The 21061-nt window shown below is 34.8% G+C and carries 24 protein-coding genes; 6 read left to right on the top strand and 18 right to left on the bottom strand.

Annotated elements, in window-relative coordinates:
* Nucleotides 1-51 precede the first annotated feature (51 nt).
* On the top strand, nucleotides 52-1089 hold the full coding sequence (locus ACF3OC_RS12085; protein ID WP_094258912.1) for an OmpA family protein: 1038 nt from the start codon (nucleotides 52-54) through the stop codon (nucleotides 1087-1089).
* Between the two features lie 238 nt (nucleotides 1090-1327).
* On the opposite strand, the gene ACF3OC_RS12080 is transcribed toward ACF3OC_RS12085, so the two are convergent.
* Nucleotides 1328-1855 carry a hypothetical protein gene (locus ACF3OC_RS12080; protein WP_094258911.1) on the bottom strand — a complete coding sequence of 176 codons (528 nt, stop codon included), beginning with the start codon at nucleotides 1853-1855 and terminating at the stop codon, nucleotides 1328-1330.
* Between the two features lie 179 nt (nucleotides 1856-2034).
* Entirely contained in the window at nucleotides 2035-2382 is a 348-nt protein-coding gene (locus ACF3OC_RS12075; RefSeq protein WP_094258910.1) for a hypothetical protein, read from the bottom strand.
* Between the two features lie 240 nt (nucleotides 2383-2622).
* Here ACF3OC_RS12075 and ACF3OC_RS12070 point away from each other — a divergent pair, with 240 nt between their 5' ends.
* Together ACF3OC_RS12070 and ACF3OC_RS12065 are read left to right on the top strand one after the other, a co-directional pair.
* Nucleotides 2623-2835 carry a hypothetical protein gene (locus tag ACF3OC_RS12070; protein ID WP_094258920.1) on the top strand — a complete coding sequence of 71 codons (213 nt, stop codon included), beginning with the start codon at nucleotides 2623-2625 and terminating at the stop codon, nucleotides 2833-2835.
* A 7-nt stretch (nucleotides 2836-2842) separates the two neighbouring features.
* On the top strand, nucleotides 2843-3019 hold the full coding sequence (locus ACF3OC_RS12065; RefSeq protein WP_169715259.1) for a hypothetical protein: 177 nt from the start codon (nucleotides 2843-2845) through the stop codon (nucleotides 3017-3019).
* An 18-nt stretch (nucleotides 3020-3037) separates the two neighbouring features.
* Here ACF3OC_RS12065 and ACF3OC_RS12060 read toward each other — a convergent pair whose 3' ends face one another.
* Entirely contained in the window at nucleotides 3038-4633 is a 1596-nt protein-coding gene (locus ACF3OC_RS12060; protein ID WP_094258909.1) for a TlpA disulfide reductase family protein, read from the bottom strand.
* Nucleotides 4634-4757: 124 nt separating this feature from the next.
* On the opposite strand from ACF3OC_RS12060, the gene ACF3OC_RS12055 reads away from it, so the two are divergent.
* Nucleotides 4758-5798: an SMP-30/gluconolactonase/LRE family protein gene (locus tag ACF3OC_RS12055; protein WP_094258908.1), complete on the top strand. Its 1041-nt coding sequence runs from the start codon at nucleotides 4758-4760 to the stop codon at nucleotides 5796-5798.
* A 51-nt stretch (nucleotides 5799-5849) separates the two neighbouring features.
* Nucleotides 5850-6233 carry a nuclear transport factor 2 family protein gene (locus ACF3OC_RS12050; RefSeq protein ID WP_094258907.1) on the top strand — a complete coding sequence of 128 codons (384 nt, stop codon included), beginning with the start codon at nucleotides 5850-5852 and terminating at the stop codon, nucleotides 6231-6233.
* A 655-nt stretch (nucleotides 6234-6888) separates the two neighbouring features.
* Here the strand turns inward: ACF3OC_RS12050 and ACF3OC_RS12045 are convergent.
* The 13 genes from ACF3OC_RS12045 to ACF3OC_RS11985 form a co-directional block, all read right to left on the bottom strand.
* Nucleotides 6889-8472 (bottom strand): glycosyltransferase family 39 protein, encoded by a 1584-nt coding sequence (locus tag ACF3OC_RS12045; protein ID WP_188713451.1) that lies wholly within the window; start codon nucleotides 8470-8472, stop codon nucleotides 6889-6891.
* Nucleotides 8462-8851: a GtrA family protein gene (locus ACF3OC_RS12040; protein ID WP_094258919.1), complete on the bottom strand. Its 390-nt coding sequence runs from the start codon at nucleotides 8849-8851 to the stop codon at nucleotides 8462-8464. The genes ACF3OC_RS12045 and ACF3OC_RS12040 overlap by 11 nt, the downstream gene beginning before the upstream one ends.
* A gap of 3 nt (nucleotides 8852-8854) precedes the next feature.
* Nucleotides 8855-9511 (bottom strand): phosphatase PAP2 family protein, encoded by a 657-nt coding sequence (locus ACF3OC_RS12035; protein WP_094258905.1) that lies wholly within the window; start codon nucleotides 9509-9511, stop codon nucleotides 8855-8857.
* Between the two features lie 75 nt (nucleotides 9512-9586).
* The gene (locus tag ACF3OC_RS12030; RefSeq protein ID WP_094258904.1) at nucleotides 9587-11203 is read right to left on the bottom strand and encodes an FAD-dependent oxidoreductase; all 1617 of its coding nucleotides are present in this window, start codon (nucleotides 11201-11203) and stop codon (nucleotides 9587-9589) included.
* Nucleotides 11181-12695, bottom strand: coding sequence for a polyamine aminopropyltransferase (locus ACF3OC_RS12025; RefSeq protein ID WP_094258903.1), 1515 nt, complete (start codon nucleotides 12693-12695; stop codon nucleotides 11181-11183). Before ACF3OC_RS12025 ends, ACF3OC_RS12030 begins: the two co-directional genes overlap by 23 nt.
* A complete protein-coding gene (locus tag ACF3OC_RS12020; protein WP_094258902.1) occupies nucleotides 12688-12906 on the bottom strand; it encodes a DUF350 domain-containing protein in 219 nt (72 codons plus the stop codon). The genes ACF3OC_RS12025 and ACF3OC_RS12020 overlap by 8 nt, the downstream gene beginning before the upstream one ends.
* A gap of 7 nt (nucleotides 12907-12913) precedes the next feature.
* The gene (locus ACF3OC_RS12015) at nucleotides 12914-14308 is read right to left on the bottom strand and encodes a hypothetical protein (protein WP_094258901.1); all 1395 of its coding nucleotides are present in this window, start codon (nucleotides 14306-14308) and stop codon (nucleotides 12914-12916) included.
* Nucleotides 14308-14667, bottom strand: a complete 360-nt coding sequence (locus tag ACF3OC_RS12010; RefSeq protein WP_094258900.1) for an S-adenosylmethionine decarboxylase family protein — start codon at nucleotides 14665-14667, stop codon at nucleotides 14308-14310. The genes ACF3OC_RS12015 and ACF3OC_RS12010 overlap by 1 nt, the downstream gene beginning before the upstream one ends.
* 1502 nt (nucleotides 14668-16169) lie before the next feature.
* Nucleotides 16170-16625, bottom strand: a complete 456-nt coding sequence (locus ACF3OC_RS12005; RefSeq protein WP_094258899.1) for an Hsp20/alpha crystallin family protein — start codon at nucleotides 16623-16625, stop codon at nucleotides 16170-16172.
* 18 nt (nucleotides 16626-16643) lie between these two features.
* Nucleotides 16644-16937 carry a hypothetical protein gene (locus ACF3OC_RS12000; RefSeq protein ID WP_094258898.1) on the bottom strand — a complete coding sequence of 98 codons (294 nt, stop codon included), beginning with the start codon at nucleotides 16935-16937 and terminating at the stop codon, nucleotides 16644-16646.
* A gap of 105 nt (nucleotides 16938-17042) precedes the next feature.
* Nucleotides 17043-17378, bottom strand: a complete 336-nt coding sequence (locus ACF3OC_RS11995) for a hypothetical protein (RefSeq protein ID WP_094258897.1) — start codon at nucleotides 17376-17378, stop codon at nucleotides 17043-17045.
* An 11-nt stretch (nucleotides 17379-17389) separates the two neighbouring features.
* Nucleotides 17390-17941, bottom strand: a complete 552-nt coding sequence (locus tag ACF3OC_RS11990; RefSeq protein ID WP_094258918.1) for an RNA polymerase sigma factor — start codon at nucleotides 17939-17941, stop codon at nucleotides 17390-17392.
* A gap of 67 nt (nucleotides 17942-18008) precedes the next feature.
* A complete protein-coding gene (locus tag ACF3OC_RS11985; protein WP_094258896.1) occupies nucleotides 18009-18602 on the bottom strand; it encodes a hypothetical protein in 594 nt (197 codons plus the stop codon).
* A gap of 467 nt (nucleotides 18603-19069) precedes the next feature.
* Between ACF3OC_RS11985 and ACF3OC_RS11980 the strand changes: the two genes are divergently transcribed.
* On the top strand, nucleotides 19070-19261 hold the full coding sequence (locus tag ACF3OC_RS11980) for a CsbD family protein (RefSeq protein ID WP_093097249.1): 192 nt from the start codon (nucleotides 19070-19072) through the stop codon (nucleotides 19259-19261).
* Between the two features lie 171 nt (nucleotides 19262-19432).
* Here the strand turns inward: ACF3OC_RS11980 and arsC are convergent, their stop codons facing one another.
* A complete protein-coding gene (gene arsC / locus ACF3OC_RS11975) occupies nucleotides 19433-19786 on the bottom strand; it encodes an arsenate reductase (glutaredoxin) (protein WP_094258895.1) in 354 nt (117 codons plus the stop codon).
* A 106-nt stretch (nucleotides 19787-19892) separates the two neighbouring features.
* Nucleotides 19893-21032, bottom strand: coding sequence for a catalase family protein (locus ACF3OC_RS11970; RefSeq protein ID WP_094258894.1), 1140 nt, complete (start codon nucleotides 21030-21032; stop codon nucleotides 19893-19895).
* Nucleotides 21033-21061: the final 29 nt, after the last annotated feature.

Here is a 21061-nt window from a genome sequence, read left to right as displayed (position 1 = left end):
AAGCTATTAACAGGTAATATTCCTATATTTAATTACACTAATTAATGAAAAATGAACAAAAGAACCATTTTATTAGGTATACTGCCTGTATTCTTGACTGTGATGTCATGTAATAATGCGGCAAATAAGGATGCTGCCAACTCGGATAGTATTTCAAACAGCACTTTGGATACGACCGTTACAACAAACCCGACTGAATCTGCTAATACGTTCAACCCAGAATCCCTACCTGAAGCAACTGCTGAGATGGGCCAATTCCCTTACTATTCTATTCCTGAATGGCTCGACGCTAAAAGTAGCTATGGCTTTGATAGAGATTCTGACTTCGGAAAGATTGAATTCTATACTGGAAATTCATTCTATCCGGTTGAGGGTAAAATTAAAGTCAAAGGCTATGGTATGACTGACCCTAAAGATCCTGGAAGTGGAAAGTGGGATGAATATAAATTTGTTCAATCTTATGCTAAACATTTTGAAAGCTTAGGTGCTAAAAAACTTTTTGAAGGACAAGTGCCGCAAGAACAAATTGACGCACTTAATAAAGCCAATAATAAAGATGGCTATTTCTATGATTTTGGAACTTCCAGCATGGAAAACCTGGTTACCTATGGCTTGAAAAAAGGGGATAAGGTTATTTTATTCGCCATTGTTTCAAATACGGCCTATGGTGCTATTTATGTTGCTGAAGCAGAGGCCTTCAAACAAACTGTCGGAATCATAAAAGCAGATAAAATTGAAAAAGATTTAAATGAAAAGGGGAAGTCCGTGCTTCAAATTAATTTTGATACGGATAAGGCAACCTTGAAACCTGATGGTAAAGAATTGGTCGCTGAAATTGGAAAAGTCTTGAAATCTAATAGCTCCATGAAATTGGATATCAATGGTTATACCGATAATGTAGGAAATGCTGACCATAATTTACAGCTATCCAAAGATCGGGCGAATACTGTCTTAAATACTTTGGTTCAGGATGGAATCGATAAATCCAGATTAGCTTCAAATGGTTTTGGTGCAAATGACTTTATCGCTGACAATAATTCTGAAGCAGGAAAACAACAAAATAGAAGGGTAGAGCTGATTAAAAAATAAAGGAATTATTTCCGATCTATCAAAGTTACAATCAGCATGATTAAGCCCCCAACTAAATAAATACTCATGGGGACCAGAAAGAACCATATAAATGCCCAATATTGATAGGGGCTCATCTTTCTGAATATCTTAGGCCGCTTCATATAGGAAGAACAATCTAAGGGCGCATTTGTGTAATTAAAGAACAAAAAAATAGCCTGCATAATTTATGCAGGCTATTTTTATTCTTAATGAAATCTTATTTCAATACGAATTTAAATCCTAATGAAAATCTTGATGCTTCAAAGTGTGAACCATGTGATAAGTTCCACCAAGGTTTCCAATCAAAATGCATTGCTAATGGTGTTGAAGGAATTCTAAATTCCATACCTAATGCTGGACGAATGGCAAAATCAGTATGTGTTTCACCTTTCCAGTGTTTATCATCATCATCATACCAATCATCATCCCATTTTCCATGGTCAATAAATGATAACTGTGGACCAACACCAACATACCAAGTCAAACCTTTTGCTCCGGCAATACGTTGATTATAAGAGTAATCAGCACCAATTACTGTAATGTGATCCCCAAATAATACTTGAACATTTCCAGCATCGCGACCGCCAAAACTATGTTTTAGCTGTGGACCAAATAAACTCTCGCCATCGCCTAAATCAATCCCAAGCCCAATGGCAGTACGGTAAGGAGTCTGCGCTTGAACATTCTTGCTCGTCGCAAGCATGAACATACATAGAGTTAGAATAGGTAAAAATAATTTTTTCATGATAATAAGTAATTGTTTCAATAAAAACTCTCACTTTGAAAGTTTCCGCTGTTATAACAAATAGTTTGCCAAAACACGCTAATATTCGCTCTAATACCACAAAAACAATGATTTTTAATCCTAAGAAATATCCGCAAACTTCTCATTCAAAAGGGATTCGCTAAATAATAATTATGATCTTAAAAATCATCATCGTCATCATCAAATAATCCCGGACTATCAGAATTATTGCTGTATTCCTCTTCCACCTCTTCCTCTTCTTCTTCTTCTTCCTCCTCAGGGTTAATATTTTCTTTCAAAGGGTATTCCTCACCAATAGGTTCATTGTCGTCTTTTAGCGGATCTTCTTCTGGGCTAGGTTTCGGTGTTCCTTGATCCGAATCTGGATCATAAAATGGATTTTGAAATTGCGGTTCATTATTCTCCTTATTTTTATTGTCTTCAGGATCACCCATTAAATCTTGAATTAGACCAAAGGCAAGTATAAGACCTGGCTCATGCTTTACCGATAATAATCTTGTTTTCATATAATGTTTTATGAATTGAACAGATTCAATGTTGTTTAGTTGTGGGATAAATACCCTTTGTAAATGTATTTATACGCTTTATTGAAATAATGTCAACAAAATTTAATACCAGGTTTTCTTAAGATAAGCATACAGAATAATATTCTAGTTAACGTTTAATTATCCATTTTGCAAAGAGCCAGGTTAATTTGAAATAATTAGATTAACCTGACTTTTTAAATGACTTTGATAATAGAAATTATGGCTACTAAAAATGAAAGTGCAAAAGAAGGGCTTAACAATAAGGATAGGCCCAATAAAAAGAAGGATTTGACCGCATTTATGCAAAGAAAATTAAAACCTCAGGATAAGGATGCTGAAGCTGGGGTAGATCCGCAAGAAGATCAATTAAATATTATGCCGGATCCTAATTTACATCCTAAAGAACCAAAGAAAATCACAGCTAAAAAATAGAATTGTCATGAAAAAACTAATATATTTTTTTCCCCTATTGTTCTTGCTAACCACATTTGCTTGTAATAATCCCAGCAATAACAATAATAATCAAATGGATCAGCCCATCGATAGCTTAGATAGTATTGATAGTGCAAAATTAGATAGTACAATGGTAGAACAGCCCATTAATCCAATCGATTAATTGGGGTTAATGCTGTTTTTACTCCGTCTTCTTTTTGACTTCAAAATCCTCTCTCTTGAATTTCTCTGGATAATTAGAACTCATGTAATATGCTAGGTTGTGCATTGGAAAATTTTCATTTCTAATTTTTCCATTATCATCCATTAGAACATATCGTGGAATTCCATTAAACCGGAATAATTCCCGAAATGCTAAATAATCATCTTCGGAAACTAAAAAACTGTTGTCCATGAAATTCTCTTTGATATATCCATCGTAGAACTTTTTGGCAGTATTACCAACATCTGTAATAAATACAAATTCCAGATTCGGATGATCTTTTAATTGATTTCTCAAATCTTTAGTATGTTCAATATTTGCTCGGCAAGGACCACAATTCTCCGCCCAAAAATCAACAACGACAATTTTACCCTTATATGGCTCCATTAATTTTTTGAAAATTGCTGCTGACTCCGTTTTAGGAAGCTCATAACCATCTTTATTTTTATCCTTCTTCGCGATAACCGATTCTAATTCAGAGATTAAAACGGCTTGATGAAGGTTCTTTTTAGCATCAATTAGATTTTTTTCAGCCCTTTCCTGATTACCAATGGATCTTAATAATTCTCCAGATATCGCCCGAACCTTCGCAATGTTATAAAACAAGGGTAATTCCTTGCTTTTATATCGAGCCATGCCAACTGAATCTAACTTCTGATATGCATTTTTTTCATTTATAAATTCTCTCAAGGGAAATATTGGAGAAAATTCTATTCGATTGATCGTAAATTTAAACTCTCGTCCAGTGAGGTAGGTATGATCATTCATGTCTATTTTATTGATGAAATCAAAATAAGAAGCTGATAATGGAACTTGCAATACGGCATTGCTACTATCTTGTTCTGCATAATAATTTCGGTTCATCTCAAAAGTGAATAACTTATCCAGGTAATAGAGATCAATATTATTTAAGAGTACCTTTTTTGCTTTTGCCGAATATTTCTCTTTTGCAAAAATACCTTGAACTCGGCTTTTCTCTTCTTCCCATTCCTTGTTGTTTAACTCTACAAACTTCTGTTCAGATAAGGTTTTGATCCGAGTTATTAAAGAATCATACGGTATATCAGGAAGTGCTATGGAAGCGATTTCTTTATTTATTTGTTGGGTATTTCCTAAAAATTGAATGGCCTCTTTTTCATTTTCCACAGATGGATCAATAATCATCGCCAAAGTATTCCCTGGCTCAACATAAAAATTGTAAAATTTATTAAATAAAATCATAAAAGAATGCAATGGAAATTTGAGCAAGATCTGCGTTTCAAACCTTCCATCGGGACTTATTCGAACTAAGGTTGGACTTTCTTCATTGGTTATGAGATTTCCATGGTAAATCATACCATATCTCGAAGAATTCTCGGGTTTATATCCTTTAATATAACCTATTATCCGAACGGAGTCCTCCTTGAAAAAATTATCTATACCATAATCTTTAATTTCTTTCACTTTTGATTTCGATAATTCCGATTTTATCCATTGTTCTATTGGTTTTGGAATTGAAGAATCTGGTTTTTTCGTTTGAGAATATCCCGTAAGGATCGTAGAAAATATAATGATTAGACTAATTAATGTTTTCATAATCAGTGAATTGGTTTGATTAAATATATTAATTAAAAATGATATTTCTATTTAATTTATTGATATTATATAGACTCATTTTCAGCCTATTTTCCTATTTTTAAGAAAACTAAAACCTACTCATATGCGTAAAACTCTTATTCATGCTCTTGTATTTTCATCTGTATTGGCTTCTTGTGCAAATTCCACCAGTCAGTCCAATACAAATACGAATGCTGATAGCACTAAACTTGTAAAGGAATATCCAAAAATGGGGACTGTCGAAGTGTTAGACCCTGCCATGCTTGCTATTATTGATTCTACGGCTCAAGTTGAAAAACTTGCCGATGGTATGACCTGGGCTGAAGGTCCTGTCTGGGTAAATGATGGCAACTTCCTGCTATATTCGGATACCAGACAAAATATTATTTATCAATGGTCTGAAGCTAATGGATTACAGGAATTTATTAAACCTGCCGGTTTTGAAGGCCCTGGGACCTATAGTGAGGAGCAAGGAACGAATGGCTTATTGATTAATAAAGAAGGATATTTAATTGCCTGTGATCATGGAAACCGCAGAATTGCTAAAATTGATCTGAAAACTAAAAAGAAGGAAACTTTAGTCGACAATTGGCAAGGCAAGAAGTTTAACTCTCCGAATGATATCTGCCAACACCCGAATGGTGATTATTATTTTACTGACCCTCCCTATGGCTTGCCAGGACGTGAAAATGATACCGAAACAAAAGAAATTGCTGAAAATGGGGTCTACAAAGTCAATGCAAAAGGAGAAGCTACCCAGGTGATCTCAAATTTGGCAAGACCTAATGGAATTGTTATTTCTCCTGATGGAAAAACTTTATTTGTTGCTTTAAGCGATGGAAATAATCCATTTATTATGGCATACGATATTAAAGAGGATGGTCTTTTATCAAAAGGCAGGATATTCTTCGACTTTAAAAAGCAATTCCCAGCAGAATCCTTGGCGGCTGATGGTATAAAAATGGATAAAAATGGAAATATGTTTGCTGCAGCAGGGGATGGAGTGGTAGTGATTAACTCCTCAGGAAAACCTATAGGAAGAATTCGTTCAACTGTACATACGGCCAACTGTGCTTTTGCTACAGATGGATATTTATATCTTACTTCTACAGATCAGTTATTACGTGTTAAACTGAAAAATTAAAACCTATTTTCTCGCAGATTGTTCAAGATGTATCACATATACTCTACGGTAATGAAAGATCAAATTATTGAACTTGAACGCAAATATTGGGATGGAATGGCTAATCTGGACTATGAAACCGTAAAAAATTTAACTTATTTCCCCTGTATAGTTGCGAGTAAGGATGGTGTAAATCAAATTGATGAACCGACCTATAAAAAATATTTTGACATGGGGCAGGGAATGAAAATGAAGATTAAGGGATTGACAGATGCCGTTGTGGAACTATTTAGTAAAAGTTTCGCTACTATAGGGTACCTGATTGAAATCGAGGTTGATAATCAAGGTGAAATACGTAATTCAAAATGTGTCTGTACATCCACTTGGATTCTTGAAAATGGAGAATGGAAATGCTCAATGCATACCGAATCTGACTATAATAAACAGGCAGATTAAATAAATTATTATTTCCTACAATAAAAAAAGGCAAATTTTTGCCTTTTTTTTATTGTAATTTTTTCAAGACTAATTTTGCTAAACCTTTCATTAATAAAGGGTTAATTTATGCTATTTGAAGTCTGCTTTCCTACCTGCTAAATTGTCTTTAAAATATTACGGTTTCTCATATTAATTCTCAAATCTTTGAAATATCTTTGGCCTTAACCAAATCGTCAATTTATTAACAATTAATTAGCATCATGCTGAACAAATGCTTCTACTGTGGGTACAGAGCTTTGAGTAAAAAGCAACTGAAAGAAAGAAAATGCCCCAAAAAACCAAAAATCCTCTCAATATTTTTAAAATATTGTACTACAGGAATTCTATAACAGTCATGATAAATGGCTGTTATTACCCTTGTATATCATTAAATAGTTGATTTGTAGTTTAATATCTCGAGTATAATTTACTAGGCTTACTTAAAATCATTATTTAATTTTTTTAAGTATGTTTTTATTTCTTATTAAATTATTTTTAGTTAAGTTTAGAGAAAACAATTAAATCTTTATATTTAAACTGTAGAGGTTGTCCTAGGACAACCTCTTTTTTTATGAGAACAATAATTTAAAACACTGAAAACGAATTGTTTAAATATTGTGTGGATGTTATTTCATTACTCCTGATAGGCTAATGGGTGCTTGTTACCAATAGTAACTTTAGCACTCTTCAATTGATAGATGTTCCAATACCTAACTATTTTATTTCCTCGATGCTGCTCCAATACCTTTCTTAGTTTAATTTCCTTAAATAGGTCCGCATAAAGATTATTAGGGTCAATAAAATTATTGGACGGACTAATATAATAAGCATCCTCCCCAATTTTTAGTGGTTGTTGGGCTAAATTTAGCCATGCAAATTTGTGTATATCGGTAAGTTTACCTTCTGCAATCAATCGCATGTCTAAGGGCATCGCAACATAATAATATAGATGTCCTGCAGGAAACCAATTATGTACTAGGATAGCATCCGTGGATTTCATGGAATTATTTTCTATATCCCTTGCTCTAATTTGTTCAAATTGGGTTTTGAAGTCTTTCCATCCCAACATATCCAAGGTAACATCTCCCTGGCCTAAATGCTGTTTATCCGCATTTGAAAACAAATTTCCTGGAAACCAATGAATCAGTAGTACTGCAAATAACATTATCGAAAAAGTAAATCCCAATTGCATATTCAATAACCTCCGAAGCCTGGGGATATTATTCAAATCTAACCGATAATCAATCCATAAAGCTGAAATAATCATCAATCCGAAAAAACCAGGGCCAGACCAGTGGGGGAGAGCTTGCCTGAAAAATGAAACTCCAGTGGTTGCCAAGATAATTGGTATGGAACAAAATAATAGCAGGTAAACAATATGATTGGATATCCCATAGATTTTAAACTTATTGCGGGTTAATTGGATTAGCACAATAATATAGAGATAAACCAACAAAGGGTTATTGTAGAATATCTGCCCAAAGAATGCCTGAGAAAAGAAATCCAATCGAATTCCAGATTCGATTAGGCTTACTCTTTGACTGTGAAATTTCCAGGTGATATATTGATAATACTCATTCCATAGCCAGATCGGTAGTATACAGATTAAACTGATGAGAATGGAAAAGTAAAGGAACTTATTTTTTAATAATTGCCTTTGAAAAAATAGGATATATCCAATAAATCCAAACCATAAGAAAATAGAATGGACCTTGCTCATACAAGCTAATCCAATCCATAATCCCAATAATAAGAACTGAGCATTTTGCTTCTCGTTGGACTCCTTCATCACTATACAGAGCATACTGTATAAACTGGCAATCCAAAAGGTATTGGCAATTGAATCTGGAAGGATAAATAAGCCTGAAATAATGCTGGAGTATAAGGATGCAGTATAGAGTACCGCTGCAATTAATCCTGCCCGTTCGCTCATTAATTGTCGAGCTATGGATGCAATTAGCCAGGTATTGAAGGCCGCCATAATAATGGCGCCAAAACGCATGGAAAAATCATTCAGCCAATAGAGGTTTAATGTGAAAAATCGAATTAACAATCCAACCATGGGCGGATGGTCAAAATGGTTCCAATCCAAATGTTGGGCATAGGTGAAATAATAAACTTCATCATTTCCCAATTCTATAAAATTGGCAAATAAACAGCGGATGATCGTCGCCACCACAATCAGCCATCTTAATTTCAGCCTATATTCATTTACCATGGCCAAATGTGAAAATTAAATTTGCCGAAAAATTCCATATAAAAACCATTCCTATGGCCATAAGCTTGCTGAGATAAAAATTGAGCTTCAGCTTCTGATGAAAAAGATATAGAAAGCCTGTATTTAAAGCTAAACCTATACAACTGATTCCTAGGAAATAAAGAAATTGACCAATTATTTGAGGATCCTTGCTGGAAAAGGTCCAGATTCGGTTGAGGATATAATTGTTGATGACAGCAACTGTAAAACCAATCCCATTGGCTACGAACTTATTAATCTTGAATTTTTCCTTGCACAGCCAAGTGAAGAAAAAGTCTATGGACATTCCCAATAAACCAACAGCCGCAAATTTAGCTGCACTCAATGCAATTTTCCACATAGCCTAAATCCTGAAATTTGTAGGTAATTGCGATAAACTGAATCGATGTTCAGTAAAGTAGCTCAGTAATAAAGCATATAAACTGCTGAATCCTACACCTAAAATCGACCCAAACCAAACGTCATCCAGAAAATGCTGCCCTAAGTAGATCCTTGAATATCCTGTTAGACAGGCAAATACAAATGCGATGACGCCTAAGGATTTACGCTTCGAAAAAACAGCTATGCAGGTTGCTAATGCAAAGGCCGAGGTGGTATGCCCCGATGGAAAGGCATTATGATAGGACATCGGCATCCACGATAGGGAATGAAATAGGGGATCATCTTGAAGATAAAATCCAGGACGATTGGTTTGAAAAGATCTCTTTAATAAAGAACAGATTAAACCAGAACCTATATAAGTGGCTGCCATTGCAACTCCTAATCGCCTAGACCACAGGAAAAAACAAAGTAAAGCTAAGGCAACTACAAAAATCCCATCCCCAAATTGAGTGATGACCGTAAAAAAGTAATCGAAAAATAAGGAATGCTTAGAATTGAAAAATATAAATGATTCCTGCTTCGAAAAGGAGAAAATTAATGAACTTACAACAAATAACCAAAGCAGAAAACTGATATAAAAAACCTTGTTCTCATAATATAGCTTAAGTATACGTTTCATTCTGCTAATTTTACTTTCCTATTCAAAAGCTAAAATTAACCTTGTACTGTTATTCTAATGTTAGGTGAATATTAATTATCGCAATGTTTCTAAAATTTCCTTTGCAGCAAAGGTCCCTCGGTAAAAGGCCTCCTCAAAGATGGAAATTCCTGATAAATCTGAATGTGCGAAAAATACTTTGGATTCAATAGTTCGCTCCAATTGCTTCCTCGCAGAGGAACTAATAAAACCCGGAACTGGGCTGATCATCCCATGTCCAAGCCTGAAAATCTCCATCGTCTCCACTTCAGCAGCGATCCCATAATGAGCCTTATTTAAGTCTTCTAAAATAAAGTCCTTCCATTGTACCTCTGACCATTCATATAGTTTTTGCCGCTCGGATTTCAAATCTCTTGAATCCAAACTATGATAGTAAGTGATGACAAAAGGTGATTTGAATTGACCTAAACTTTGATGTTGATCGTAAATATAGCCTAGTCCTTTTCCGCCATGGATGATATTATCCCATGATAAATCTGAACCAATGGATAGAGGAAATTTCTTTAGCGTGATGGTAGCGGTTATCCAAGGGGCATATTGACATAATTTACTCAACTCCTTCCGCCCTGGTATTAAATACTGATTGACAAACTGTGGACATGCACTCAATAATCGGTCTACAAAAAATAACGTAGATTTACCCGTCTTTGAATTAAAAGCATAAACTTTTACTTGATTTCCTGTGTAATCAACCTTATATGCCAACCATCCACATTGAATCTTATCCTGAATAAAACTTGCTAGATGCTTTGCTAACCTTGAATTTCCTTCCTGCCAGGTTAAGACCTCTTCCTGATCTGGATAATAATCATGCTTCCGGCTCGAAAAATAATGGATTCCTGCAAATGCTGAACTGTTTTTAATCCCCGTTCCAAAATCATCGCGACAGCAGTAATTGACATATTGGTAGAGGTTCTCAGAAGTGTAAGCTTGTTCCTGCATCCATTTTTCCATGCTTAGCATATCTAAATCCACTAAATCATGTGCTTGAGACGCAAAAATAGTGGGGATATCAAAGATGAATTTTCCATCCTTTCCTTTCTGTTTACTAAAGGTATCCATTTGTTGAAAGAACCGCTTAAATTCCTCCTGCTCATCTGGATTTAAACTATATTCTGGGACAGACCCTTCTTGCCAATAATTTTTGATGAATAACCTTGACTGTGGCGCAAAACTAAGCTGTTCCTCGTCAAAAATAGGTTTCCCATCATTGGTCCACCCAACAACTATTCCTACTTTTTCCAAAAATTGATAGATTTCCTGATTTGAAGCATTTGGAATCGGAAGATAATGTGCTCCTAAGGGATATTTTGAGTATTGATTTTCCCCCGAACGGGAGTTCCCGCCAGCTTGTTCCTCCATTTCTAAAATCATGAAGTCCGAAAAACCAGATTCCTTTAATTGATAGCCTGCCGATAGTCCGGATATTCCAGCTCCTAATATTAATACAGGAACATGGACCTCTTCGCTGGGCTTTGGAAAATCTGGAAAACGCAAACGATGACCTAAAATATGGTTGGTTCCTGTAAGTCTCAGGAATAATCCATTCGCTTTCTGTTTGCAAGATTGAATAAAAGTAGCGGTAAGACCGAAAATAAAACTTGCCTTTAGAAAGTGACGCCTACTCCAATTATATTTTACCCCATTCCTCATCAAAGTATCGCACTAATATCTGATTGTCTAATCGATTGATTTCTACCTCTCTTTTTCCCATATCACCCGCAAAATCTGTTAGCTTTTCAAACTTATAATCATAAAACTTTAATCCTTCCACTTTTTGCTCTACACGCGTAAAATCTATACTCGAATCTGGGGAAAATAAACAAAATCCCCATTCTCCAAAGGATGGAACATAGGCATGGTAGGCTTGAGGGTTGGGAAATATTGAAGCAATCGTCGCATGTACACACCAATAGGATTTCGGTGCATAATACGGAGAGGTCGTTTGAACAGAAATTAGAGCCTCCGGACTCATCAAAGTCCTTAGACGTTTATAAAATGCCGTAGTATATAGTTTTCCTAAACTGTAATTTGATGGATCCGGAAAATCTATTATTATAACATCATATTGTTGATTTTGATCCTTTAACCATATAAAAGCATCTTGGTTGATGACCTCGACTTTCTTACTATTTAAGGCATTGGCATTCATTTTTCGTAGGATTTCATTGGTCTGGAATAATTGGGTCATTCCTTCATCCAAATCTACCAATGTTACTTTTTCAACTTCGCCATACTTAAGAACTTCTCGTGCTGCCAATCCATCGCCACCGCCCAAGATCAAGATGTTTTTGGGATTGCGGGAAATGGACATTGCCGGATGAACCAAACTCTCATGATAACGGTATTCATCCTTACTGTTGAACTGTAAATTGTTGTTCAAAAATAATTGATAATCCTTTCCTGAATTCGTTAATACAATCCGTTGATAATTTGTCGTATGCTTATAAATAATGTTATTTCCATATAACTGATTCTCAGAATAATTCAATAGATTATCTGAATAAGCGAAAACAACACACAAAAACAAGAAACAAACGATAGCCTTTACCTTCATCAGGGTAGGGTTTTTCAAAAACTTGCTGAGATAAAAGGCTAGGAATATTCCTACTAAGATGTTGATAATGCCGAAAAGTAGGGAAGTCCCCATAACTCCAAGTTTTGGAATCAACAAAATTGGGAAAAGAACGGAAGCAATTAAAGCACCGATATAATCAAAGGCAAATACATTGGAAACTAGGTCCTTAAATTGAACCCGATCCTTTAAGATATTCATCAATAATGGAATTTCCATTCCACATAAACAGCCGGTTAGAAAAACAATAAAATAAAGGATAAATTGAAAATGCTCTACCTGCTGGAATAATAAAAACAATAGCACAGAACTCGTTCCACCGATCACACCAATCAATAATTCAATTTCAATAAACTTATCAAATAAGTTTTTTTGAATGAATTTGGCTAAGTAGGAACCGACACCCATTGAAAAAAGGTAGGTGCCGATAATAAAAGAAAATTGTTTTACTGAATCTCCTAATAAATAACTCGCTAATGCCCCTGCTACCAGTTCATATACCAATCCGCAAATGGAAATGATGAAAACTGCTATCAATAAGAAGATTGACAGATTTTTCTTTTTATCCATGAATGGAAGCTGCAATAATTATGGAAATCCCAAGGATAAAACTTGCAAAAACTATGGCTAAGGCCACATTTTGATTCTTTACTATCTCTTGCCATGACTTCTCAGGAGTTAATTTCTCAATCACCAGATAAGCTAATAATAAGATAATAATTCCAATGAAAGAATATATTACCGAGGCAGCAATGCCTTTGAAAAAATAATCGTAATTCATGTTTGTTCTATTTATGATTTCCAATGAAAAAGTTTGACCTTCGATATATTCTGCTGGACCCTGTACCTGTATGATCCACCTGAGTATCAATTTTGATAGTTGATTCACAGCTTTGCTGGTCCTCAATATATTTTAACCCAAAAATTAATGCTAATCCTACTATACTAAAAATAAAAAAGCCTGATTTAAAGAGGATGCCATAGGCCGTGGATTTATCATCAACCCCAGTTTTTCCCTTTTCATTCGCCGAAAATAAGATTGCACCATAAATTCCTATACCAATGATATAGATGATATATAAAAAGATTAATGGGGTATTACTATAGCCCCCATATTTTAATTTTATCTGTTCTTCTAGCTTAAATTCCGTGACTTCAGTTTCCAATTCGCCCGTTTCAAAAACGAAATGATATCGCCCCGGTAGAACTTTACAAAAATCTATATCAATAACATTTGCTAAATTCTGGGGATTCGCAACATGAACTATTGGTCTTAAACTGGTAACAGCATTGTTGTTTTCATTGACCAAACTTATTGTCAACATTGATCCTGAATGACTTGGAATGGAAAAGCCTTCATATACTAAATGCTTTTTTACCGTTCCTTTTAATTCAAATGGCGTGGAAATAAACGAGTTACTGGAAGATTTAGAAGTAAACGTTTCGTTGAATTCAATATGCTGAATCTGCTTTTGAGGCTCGTTGATATAGGAATAAATAAAGTATGGTAATATCAATAATGGCAATATGGACAGTATAAATTGATTGCCAAATTTTTTTGTTCGCTCTAAATAACGTCGTGATTTTTGAAATAAGTTTAAATAACTCGTCCTATCCCAATAGGTTCCTTTATAACATTCCTGCTCCCCATCAATGGTTTCAATAGAGAAAAAATCTAATTCTTTGAATGTATGGGCATAAGTGCTGGCCTCAGATTCATTTTCAAGATCCTCAAATACAAATCCTTCCGCATAAATTACCTTTTGCTTTACGGTCTCTTCAAAAGAATAGTTTTGATTATTATGGCTTACCGAATCAGGTTTAATCCGGACACTCGCTGGATCGATTTGTTCTAAGGTACAGTAATAACCACCGCCATCACTAAAGAAAATATCTTTATCATCCTTATTTAAACAAACATATTCATTGCCAACACCATTCTGACTTTTCCGCTGAATAATGGTGATAATACAGGGTTTTTTATTTCCAACATCAATTATCTCACTCAATTCTGCCCAGACCGTTTTCTGATTGGCTGAAAATTGTTTCTTAAATACCCAGGTATCTTTATCATCACCTACAAAATAGGAATGACAGCTCGGACATACATAACCTGTATAGTCAAATACTTCGACTGGAAACTTTTGGTTATGGGAACATTTGGAGCATTTTATTTCCATCATTAACGATTAACTAAGGTTTCGGTTAAAACAGTCGATTCAAAAAATGTCTTGTATTCCTTTCCTAAATCCAATACTTTTTCAGAATTATCCTTTAGGTAATTACATAAGTAAACATCAAGAGTTAGTTGATTAAATTCTGGCCAAGTATGCACACAGATATGGGATTCCATCAAACAAACTGCAGCAGTAAATCCACCACCATCAAAGCTATGCGAGGAACAACCAACCATTTTCAGGTCATATTGATCCAACTTTTCCTGTGTAAACTGTAGGAAACCCTCTAAATCACATAATAATTTAGGATCATTCACCTGTAATGTCAATAAAAGATGTTTCCCTGGCCTATAACTTTCTAGCATGTATGATTGATAATTGATGGCCTAATATAATTCATTTCTGCTGAATTAACAATGCGATATAATATTGAAAGGCGTGGGCAATAAAATAAAAAAGGGCGTATGCAATCCGCCCCTACAGTCGTTTCAAAAACCCGCCAGCGTTTTAAGAACCCCAGAGGGGTGGCATGTTTGTAATTCAAGTCTCTAAAAAATAGATTCCTCATCTTCGATTCGGAATGACAATCATATAATTACATTTGGTTGAGGTGAAAAAAAATTCTTCGGCAATGCAGAAGAATCTTTTTTTCACCTCAACCCTGACACAATTTTTCTGTCATTCTGAGCGTAGCGAAGAATCCATTTTTATCAACTATGGGTAGGGGCGTATCGCATACGCCCTTTTTATATTCGGCATATTAGTTCATATCCACACCAAAACCCGTCAGCGTTTTAAGAACCCCAGAGGGGTTCAATATTAGTAAACCGATAGTATTAACGAATAGCCCCGACCAAACGCAATCGCTAAAGCGATTGCGTTTGGTCGGGGCTTATCTCATTTTACACTTTCTATTACTAACATTAAACTCCTCTGGAGTTTTTTTCACCGCTTTGCATTTTGAAACTCCGTAGGGGTGACATATTTGTCATTGAAGTCCCTAAAAAATAGATTCCTCATCTTCGATTCGGAATGACAATCATATAATTACATTTGGTTGAGGTGAAAAAAAGATTCTTCGGCATTGCCGAAGAATCTTTTTTTCACCTCAACCCTGACACAATTTTTCTGTCATTCTGAGCGTAGCGAAGAATCCATTTTTATCAACCATGGGTAGGGGCGTATCGCATACGCCCTTTTAATATTCGGCATATTAGTTCATATCCACACCAAAACCCGCCAGCGTTTTAAGAACCCCAGAGGGGTTCAATATTAGTAACCCGATAGTATTAACAAATAGCCCCGACCAAACGCAATCGCTTTAGCGATTGCGTTTGGTCGGGGCTTATCTCATTTTACAGCTCCTATTACTAACATTAAACTCCTCTGGAGTTTTTATCTCCGCTTTGCATTATCAAACCCCGTAGGGGTGACATATTTGTAGCAAAAAATAATTGCCAACGTACAGCCCCATCCGGGCGGCATATTTGTCATTCAAGTCTCTAAAAAATAGATTCCTCATCTTCGATTCGGAATAACAATCATATAATTACATTTGGTTGAGGTGGAAAAAATGTTCTTAGGCAACGCCGAAGAACATTTTTTCCACCTCAACCCTGACCCAATTTTTCTGTCATTCTGAGCGTAGCGAAGAATCCATTTTATTCAACTATGGGTAGGGGCGTATCGCATACGCCCTTTTAATATTCGGCATATTTGTAGGGCGTATGCAATCCGCCCTTACAAAACGTTTCATTTATCCGATAGGCATTTCGCCAGCGTTTTAACAACCCCTCTGGTTTCCTCGTCCCACAAAAAAAGGCGGACCATAGTCCGCCTTTTTTATTACAATGGATGTATCCCTGTCTTAAGACACATGCACCTCTTGCGCAGGTTTAACCTTACTTGGATCTTTTTGTAAAATCACGGTTAAAATACCATCTTCAAAACTTGCATGCACATTATCCAATAACACCTCATCTTGTAATTGGAATGCCCTTTCAAATTCACCCAATTGCTGCTCTTGATAAATGTATTTCAATCCAGGCTCTAGTTCTGCGGCCTTGCATGATATTTTTAACAATTGATCGGTAATATTAACTTGAAATTGTTCCTTCTTACGACCAGCAGCAAATACCTGTACCTGATAAAACTCCTCGTTTTCTGCGATATTCACCGGAATATTGGTTTTATTACCGCGATTGAATGGACTGCCTTCTTGGAACAAATGGTTCTGTAAACGGCTAAATTTCCTTCTAAAATGGCTTCTGCATTGATTGTTTTGTGCTTCTGCGGATTGATTATATTCTTCTCTTCTAAACATTTCTTTAATTTTTTGATATTAGTAAATAGGGACAATAGTTGCTTTACGCGTATTGTTGACATAAGTCACTGGAACAATCGCATTTCTTTTCTCGGATAGATAGGGTCTTGTATCATATGGATCCATCATATAAGGGTTATCCGATTTGAAGCGACGATTTTGAACTTTGGAATAAATTAAGGTTCCTATTGAAAATAAGATCGTTGTCACCAATAGAATCTTAAAGATTGTTCCAATTAATAATGTTGCTATTCCTACCATTGCTGTTGCTACGAGTAACTTTGGAATTATAAATTGAATTTTATTTTTCATGTTTTTATTTTTTTAAATCTTGTAAAGGCCTTTGATGTTGTAGACGTTGGACAGCATCCTTTTACCTTAAATTATTTTGAAAAATTTCAATTTATTTTTTCCAGCCTAAAAACCACATCTAGAATTAAAGCGTTTTTTCCATTCCTCGCGAAATCGCTCGCGTTCTTCCTCGCTAAGGTTAGAGTTTTCCATATCATGCGGTCGCATCCGGCGTCCAAATCCCGGACCTGGTTTGCCAAAACCCCGACCAAATAATAATTTGGACAATACAAACAAGCCCAAGGCTTGCCAATAGCTGATGCTTTTCAAACCAAAGATCTCTGGCATCAGATGATTCCAAAGGAATTGAAGTAGGCCAATGACCAAAAAGAATAATATGGCAATTGCAAAAACCTTAAAGATTTTTTTAACCTTTCTTTTTTTATGCATATCGTTATTCATCACTAATATTTTTAAGATTTTAATTCATTATATAAACCACGTAACCTCAAGCGTAAATGCTTTACGGCATAGCTTTTTCGGCTAATAATCGTTTTGAGGTTTTCATTTTCAAGATTGGCAATTTCCTGTAAGGTCATTTCTTCAATTTCATTCATGATAAAGACCTTTCTTTGTTTCTCTGGCAATTCCTCGAGTGCTTTCATTAATTCATCCCAAAATATATCCTTAAACATTTTGAGTTCGGGATTATCGGTTTCATCTGCGACCAATAGATGTGCAATAGGGAAGGAGTCCTCGTCGCTCCCTTCTGTGAGCTCATCGAGCGATTCATTTTTCTTCTTGCGGTAACTATCGGTAATTTTATTGCGTGTTACGGAATATAACCAGGCGCCAGCATTCCCTAGATCATCAATATTGGTGACCCTAGAGAATTGATACCAAACTTCTTGCAAAATATCTTCCGCATCCGCTGTCTTTTGTACGCGTGACTTGACAAAACGCAGCAATTGACCGCCATATGTTTTGACGACCTCCGTAAATGATTTGGCATTTTTTTCCGACATGTGTTCTAGCTGTGCCTCGTCCATACAGACAATGACGAATCAAAACTGTTTTTACTTTAAAATATTTCTAATTATTTTTTGATTCAGGAAGGATGCCTTTGAATAGGAAAGTTTTATAATCATTATCTTCTAAATTTTGAAGATTGAAATAGGGATATCTACGACCTTCAATATTTTTTCTTTTAATAGGGTCGTTCTTATAAATATACTTCAGGTATGAAATTTTGGCTTTAATTTCAGGGTATTCTTCTATTATTTTATCATAAATGGCTTGTTTCTCCGGCTTTAATTTTATTTCGGTCTCATCTAAGATAATATAGGCCCAATCTTTGTTTTTTACCTTTTTATAGTTCTCAGCAGCCCTTTGTTTTTCAATAACAATCTTATTATTTCTGGAATTACTGTTTTTTATTTCAATCAATGTTGCCTTAGCATTACTGAATTTCCTAACTAAAAAATCCGGTTTATATCGAACACATCCATCGCCATATATTTCAGTTATCGTTAGTGAATTCTTTCGGTAATTAATAGCAATTGGCTCTCGCATATAGGCACAATACTCTTCAATCATGAGAACAAATTTTAATTCCAATTTGGAGTCCAGCAACAATCCGTTATATAATATTTTATCAGCTTTTATGAAAAAAGGTTTTTTCTTCATGATGTGATATTGAGTTAATTTTGACTTTTTTCAATAATATATTCATCAATTCTTTATTATTAAAAGAAGCGATATATTCCATGTTAATGGCTAATATCTCCTTTAAGTTATGAAAAAAACTGGGATTTGGGAGATGTCATCATAATAAAGAATTACTGCTATTTAACATTAAAAAATTTAGAACTATTTAATCGAACTATTTCAAAACCCAAGTGTTCAGCCTATGAATACTTACTATTTTGGATAAGCTCGCAAAGGCATCTTGATTAATTAGTATTGACAAATTACCTTAAGGCAGAAATAGGTGATAGGTCTAAATAATTGACAGCTTCAATTTTTATAATTGGAGCTGTTTTTAAATCATAATTATCCGTTTTTCAATAAAAATCAAATTAATTCAAACCAAATACGTTTTTCATTGTTGTCATTATACACACATATTTATTCACTATTAAAAACATAAAAAAATGGATTCTTTAGATTTAAAAGGAAGATGGAATATTTTAAAAGGAAAAGTAAAACAACAATATGCGGATCTAACGGATGACGATTTATTGTATGTTGAAGGAAAAGAGGATGAACTTTATGGTAAACTTCAGAAAAAAACTGGAAAGACCCGTGAAGAAGTTCAAACTTGGTTAAGAGATTTGGATAAATAATATCCAAAACGACTATCATAAAAAAATGCCTGACCATTACGGTCAGGCATTTTCATTTTCTATCCTAATTGTATTGTGGCAATGAATGCCTTTTTTCTTTTCACTACTTCAAAGCTAAAGCATTCATTGATAATTAGAAATACCTGTTTTAAGGTAATTTATAGAATACAACTATTTTGGGTCCTTCAGTAAATCAATAATATTTTCAATAGGTCTGCCAATGGCTGCTTTACCGTCTTTAATGACTATGGGTCTTTCTATTAGAATTGGATTTTCAACCATAATATCTATCCACTCTGCATCTGTTAAATCCTTTCCACTATATTTTTCTTTGAATATTGTTTCCGTTTTGCGAATAAGGTCCAATGGCTTCATCTTTAACATGCTTAATATATCCTGAAGCTCTTTTATTGTAGGTACCTCTTTTAAATATTCCTGAACTTCAAATTCTGCATGATTTTCTTCTAAAAGCTGATAGGCAGCCCTACTTTTGCTACATCTATTATTGTGATATATTTTTATCATAATTCAATAAATTTTATATTCTATAAATTCCTTCAAATTTATATTTCTTTTATGGAATTAGTAAAATTCAATAATAAACGCGATATCTCAGTATCGCGTTTATATCCTATTTATTGTAAGTATTAGGGTCGAATGCCTCCTTGAGGTTCTTGGGTTCTATTTTCTTTTTATGGTTTAGATTGTGTCTACTATTCGAAGATGTTACATAGGCCTGTTGTCGGGTGCGTTGTAAATTTCCAATAGGGCAATTTTCTTCGATTGTTCTAAATGGGGTGAAGGATAGGTTTTCCATAACTTCGAAATTTCCGTCTGCAGGTACTTCCTGTTTGAAAATAGTAATCTTTGCTACTGTTTGAAAAGGGGCAATGTTCTGATCCCATTCAACTGTCAAATCGTTAATTGGTAATTTGTCCAAATCTGAACATAATTGAATTTGAAGCTCAAATGTTAATTCATGTTTTGCAATTTCCTTTATTATTGCTGAACGATATGGCCAATCTTCTGATTCTATATCTACCTCTCTGTCTTGAATTTTACTACGGGTTTCTGCGGTTGGTATCACTCGGATTTTGCCCATATAATCCCCATGACGTACGGCTCCCATACTATAAAATTCATATAAAAAACTGTTGATTGCTGGGATTTTTTCAAAAGTTTTCAATGCATTTAATTCCTTTAATGCTTCCCAATTTGGAAACGCTTTTTTGTTTTCTGTAGCCCATAATGCAGCAAACTCCAATTTCCCTAAGGCTCCTTTTTCAAAAAAATCAGTCAACTTTAGGAATAACTTTGAGATAAAAACATAATGCTCAGCAGTATTACAAAAGAATACAGGATTATTAATCAAGTTATAATCCATATTTGGGGAATCTTCCTCATTTGGTGCAAGCTTCTTCCCAGGAATATCAAATACCTTAATAGCCATTCCTTGGGCATTTCCACTTAGTTTATCTGGTAGCACACGCGAGGAGCCATTGGAAAAACGAATGACTGCTTCATGTTTGCCCGGTTGTGCATAAATTCCTTGGGCCAATTCTGAAGGTAAACCAGACAAAATCTCAAATTCTGCTTTTAATGCTGCATATCCGTTGGCATGTGCATCTCTAGTGTAGTGGTTAATATGACTTAAGGTCTTGGTTTCCTTTATATAATTTTGAATATCATTGTTTATCGTTGCCATGTACTCTTTGAAATTCTCTGGAATTTCCTCGAGTTCAGGTTTATACTGAATATATTCCTTGTTCATAGTTTGTGTAATTAATTATTACTAATAGT

The sequence above is a fragment of the Sphingobacterium cellulitidis genome (assembly GCF_043187465.1).
Lineage (GTDB): Bacteria > Bacteroidota > Bacteroidia > Sphingobacteriales > Sphingobacteriaceae > Sphingobacterium > Sphingobacterium cellulitidis.
The sequence above is the reverse complement of the archived record's forward strand: the minus strand, read 5'-3'. Positions and strand labels throughout refer to the sequence as shown.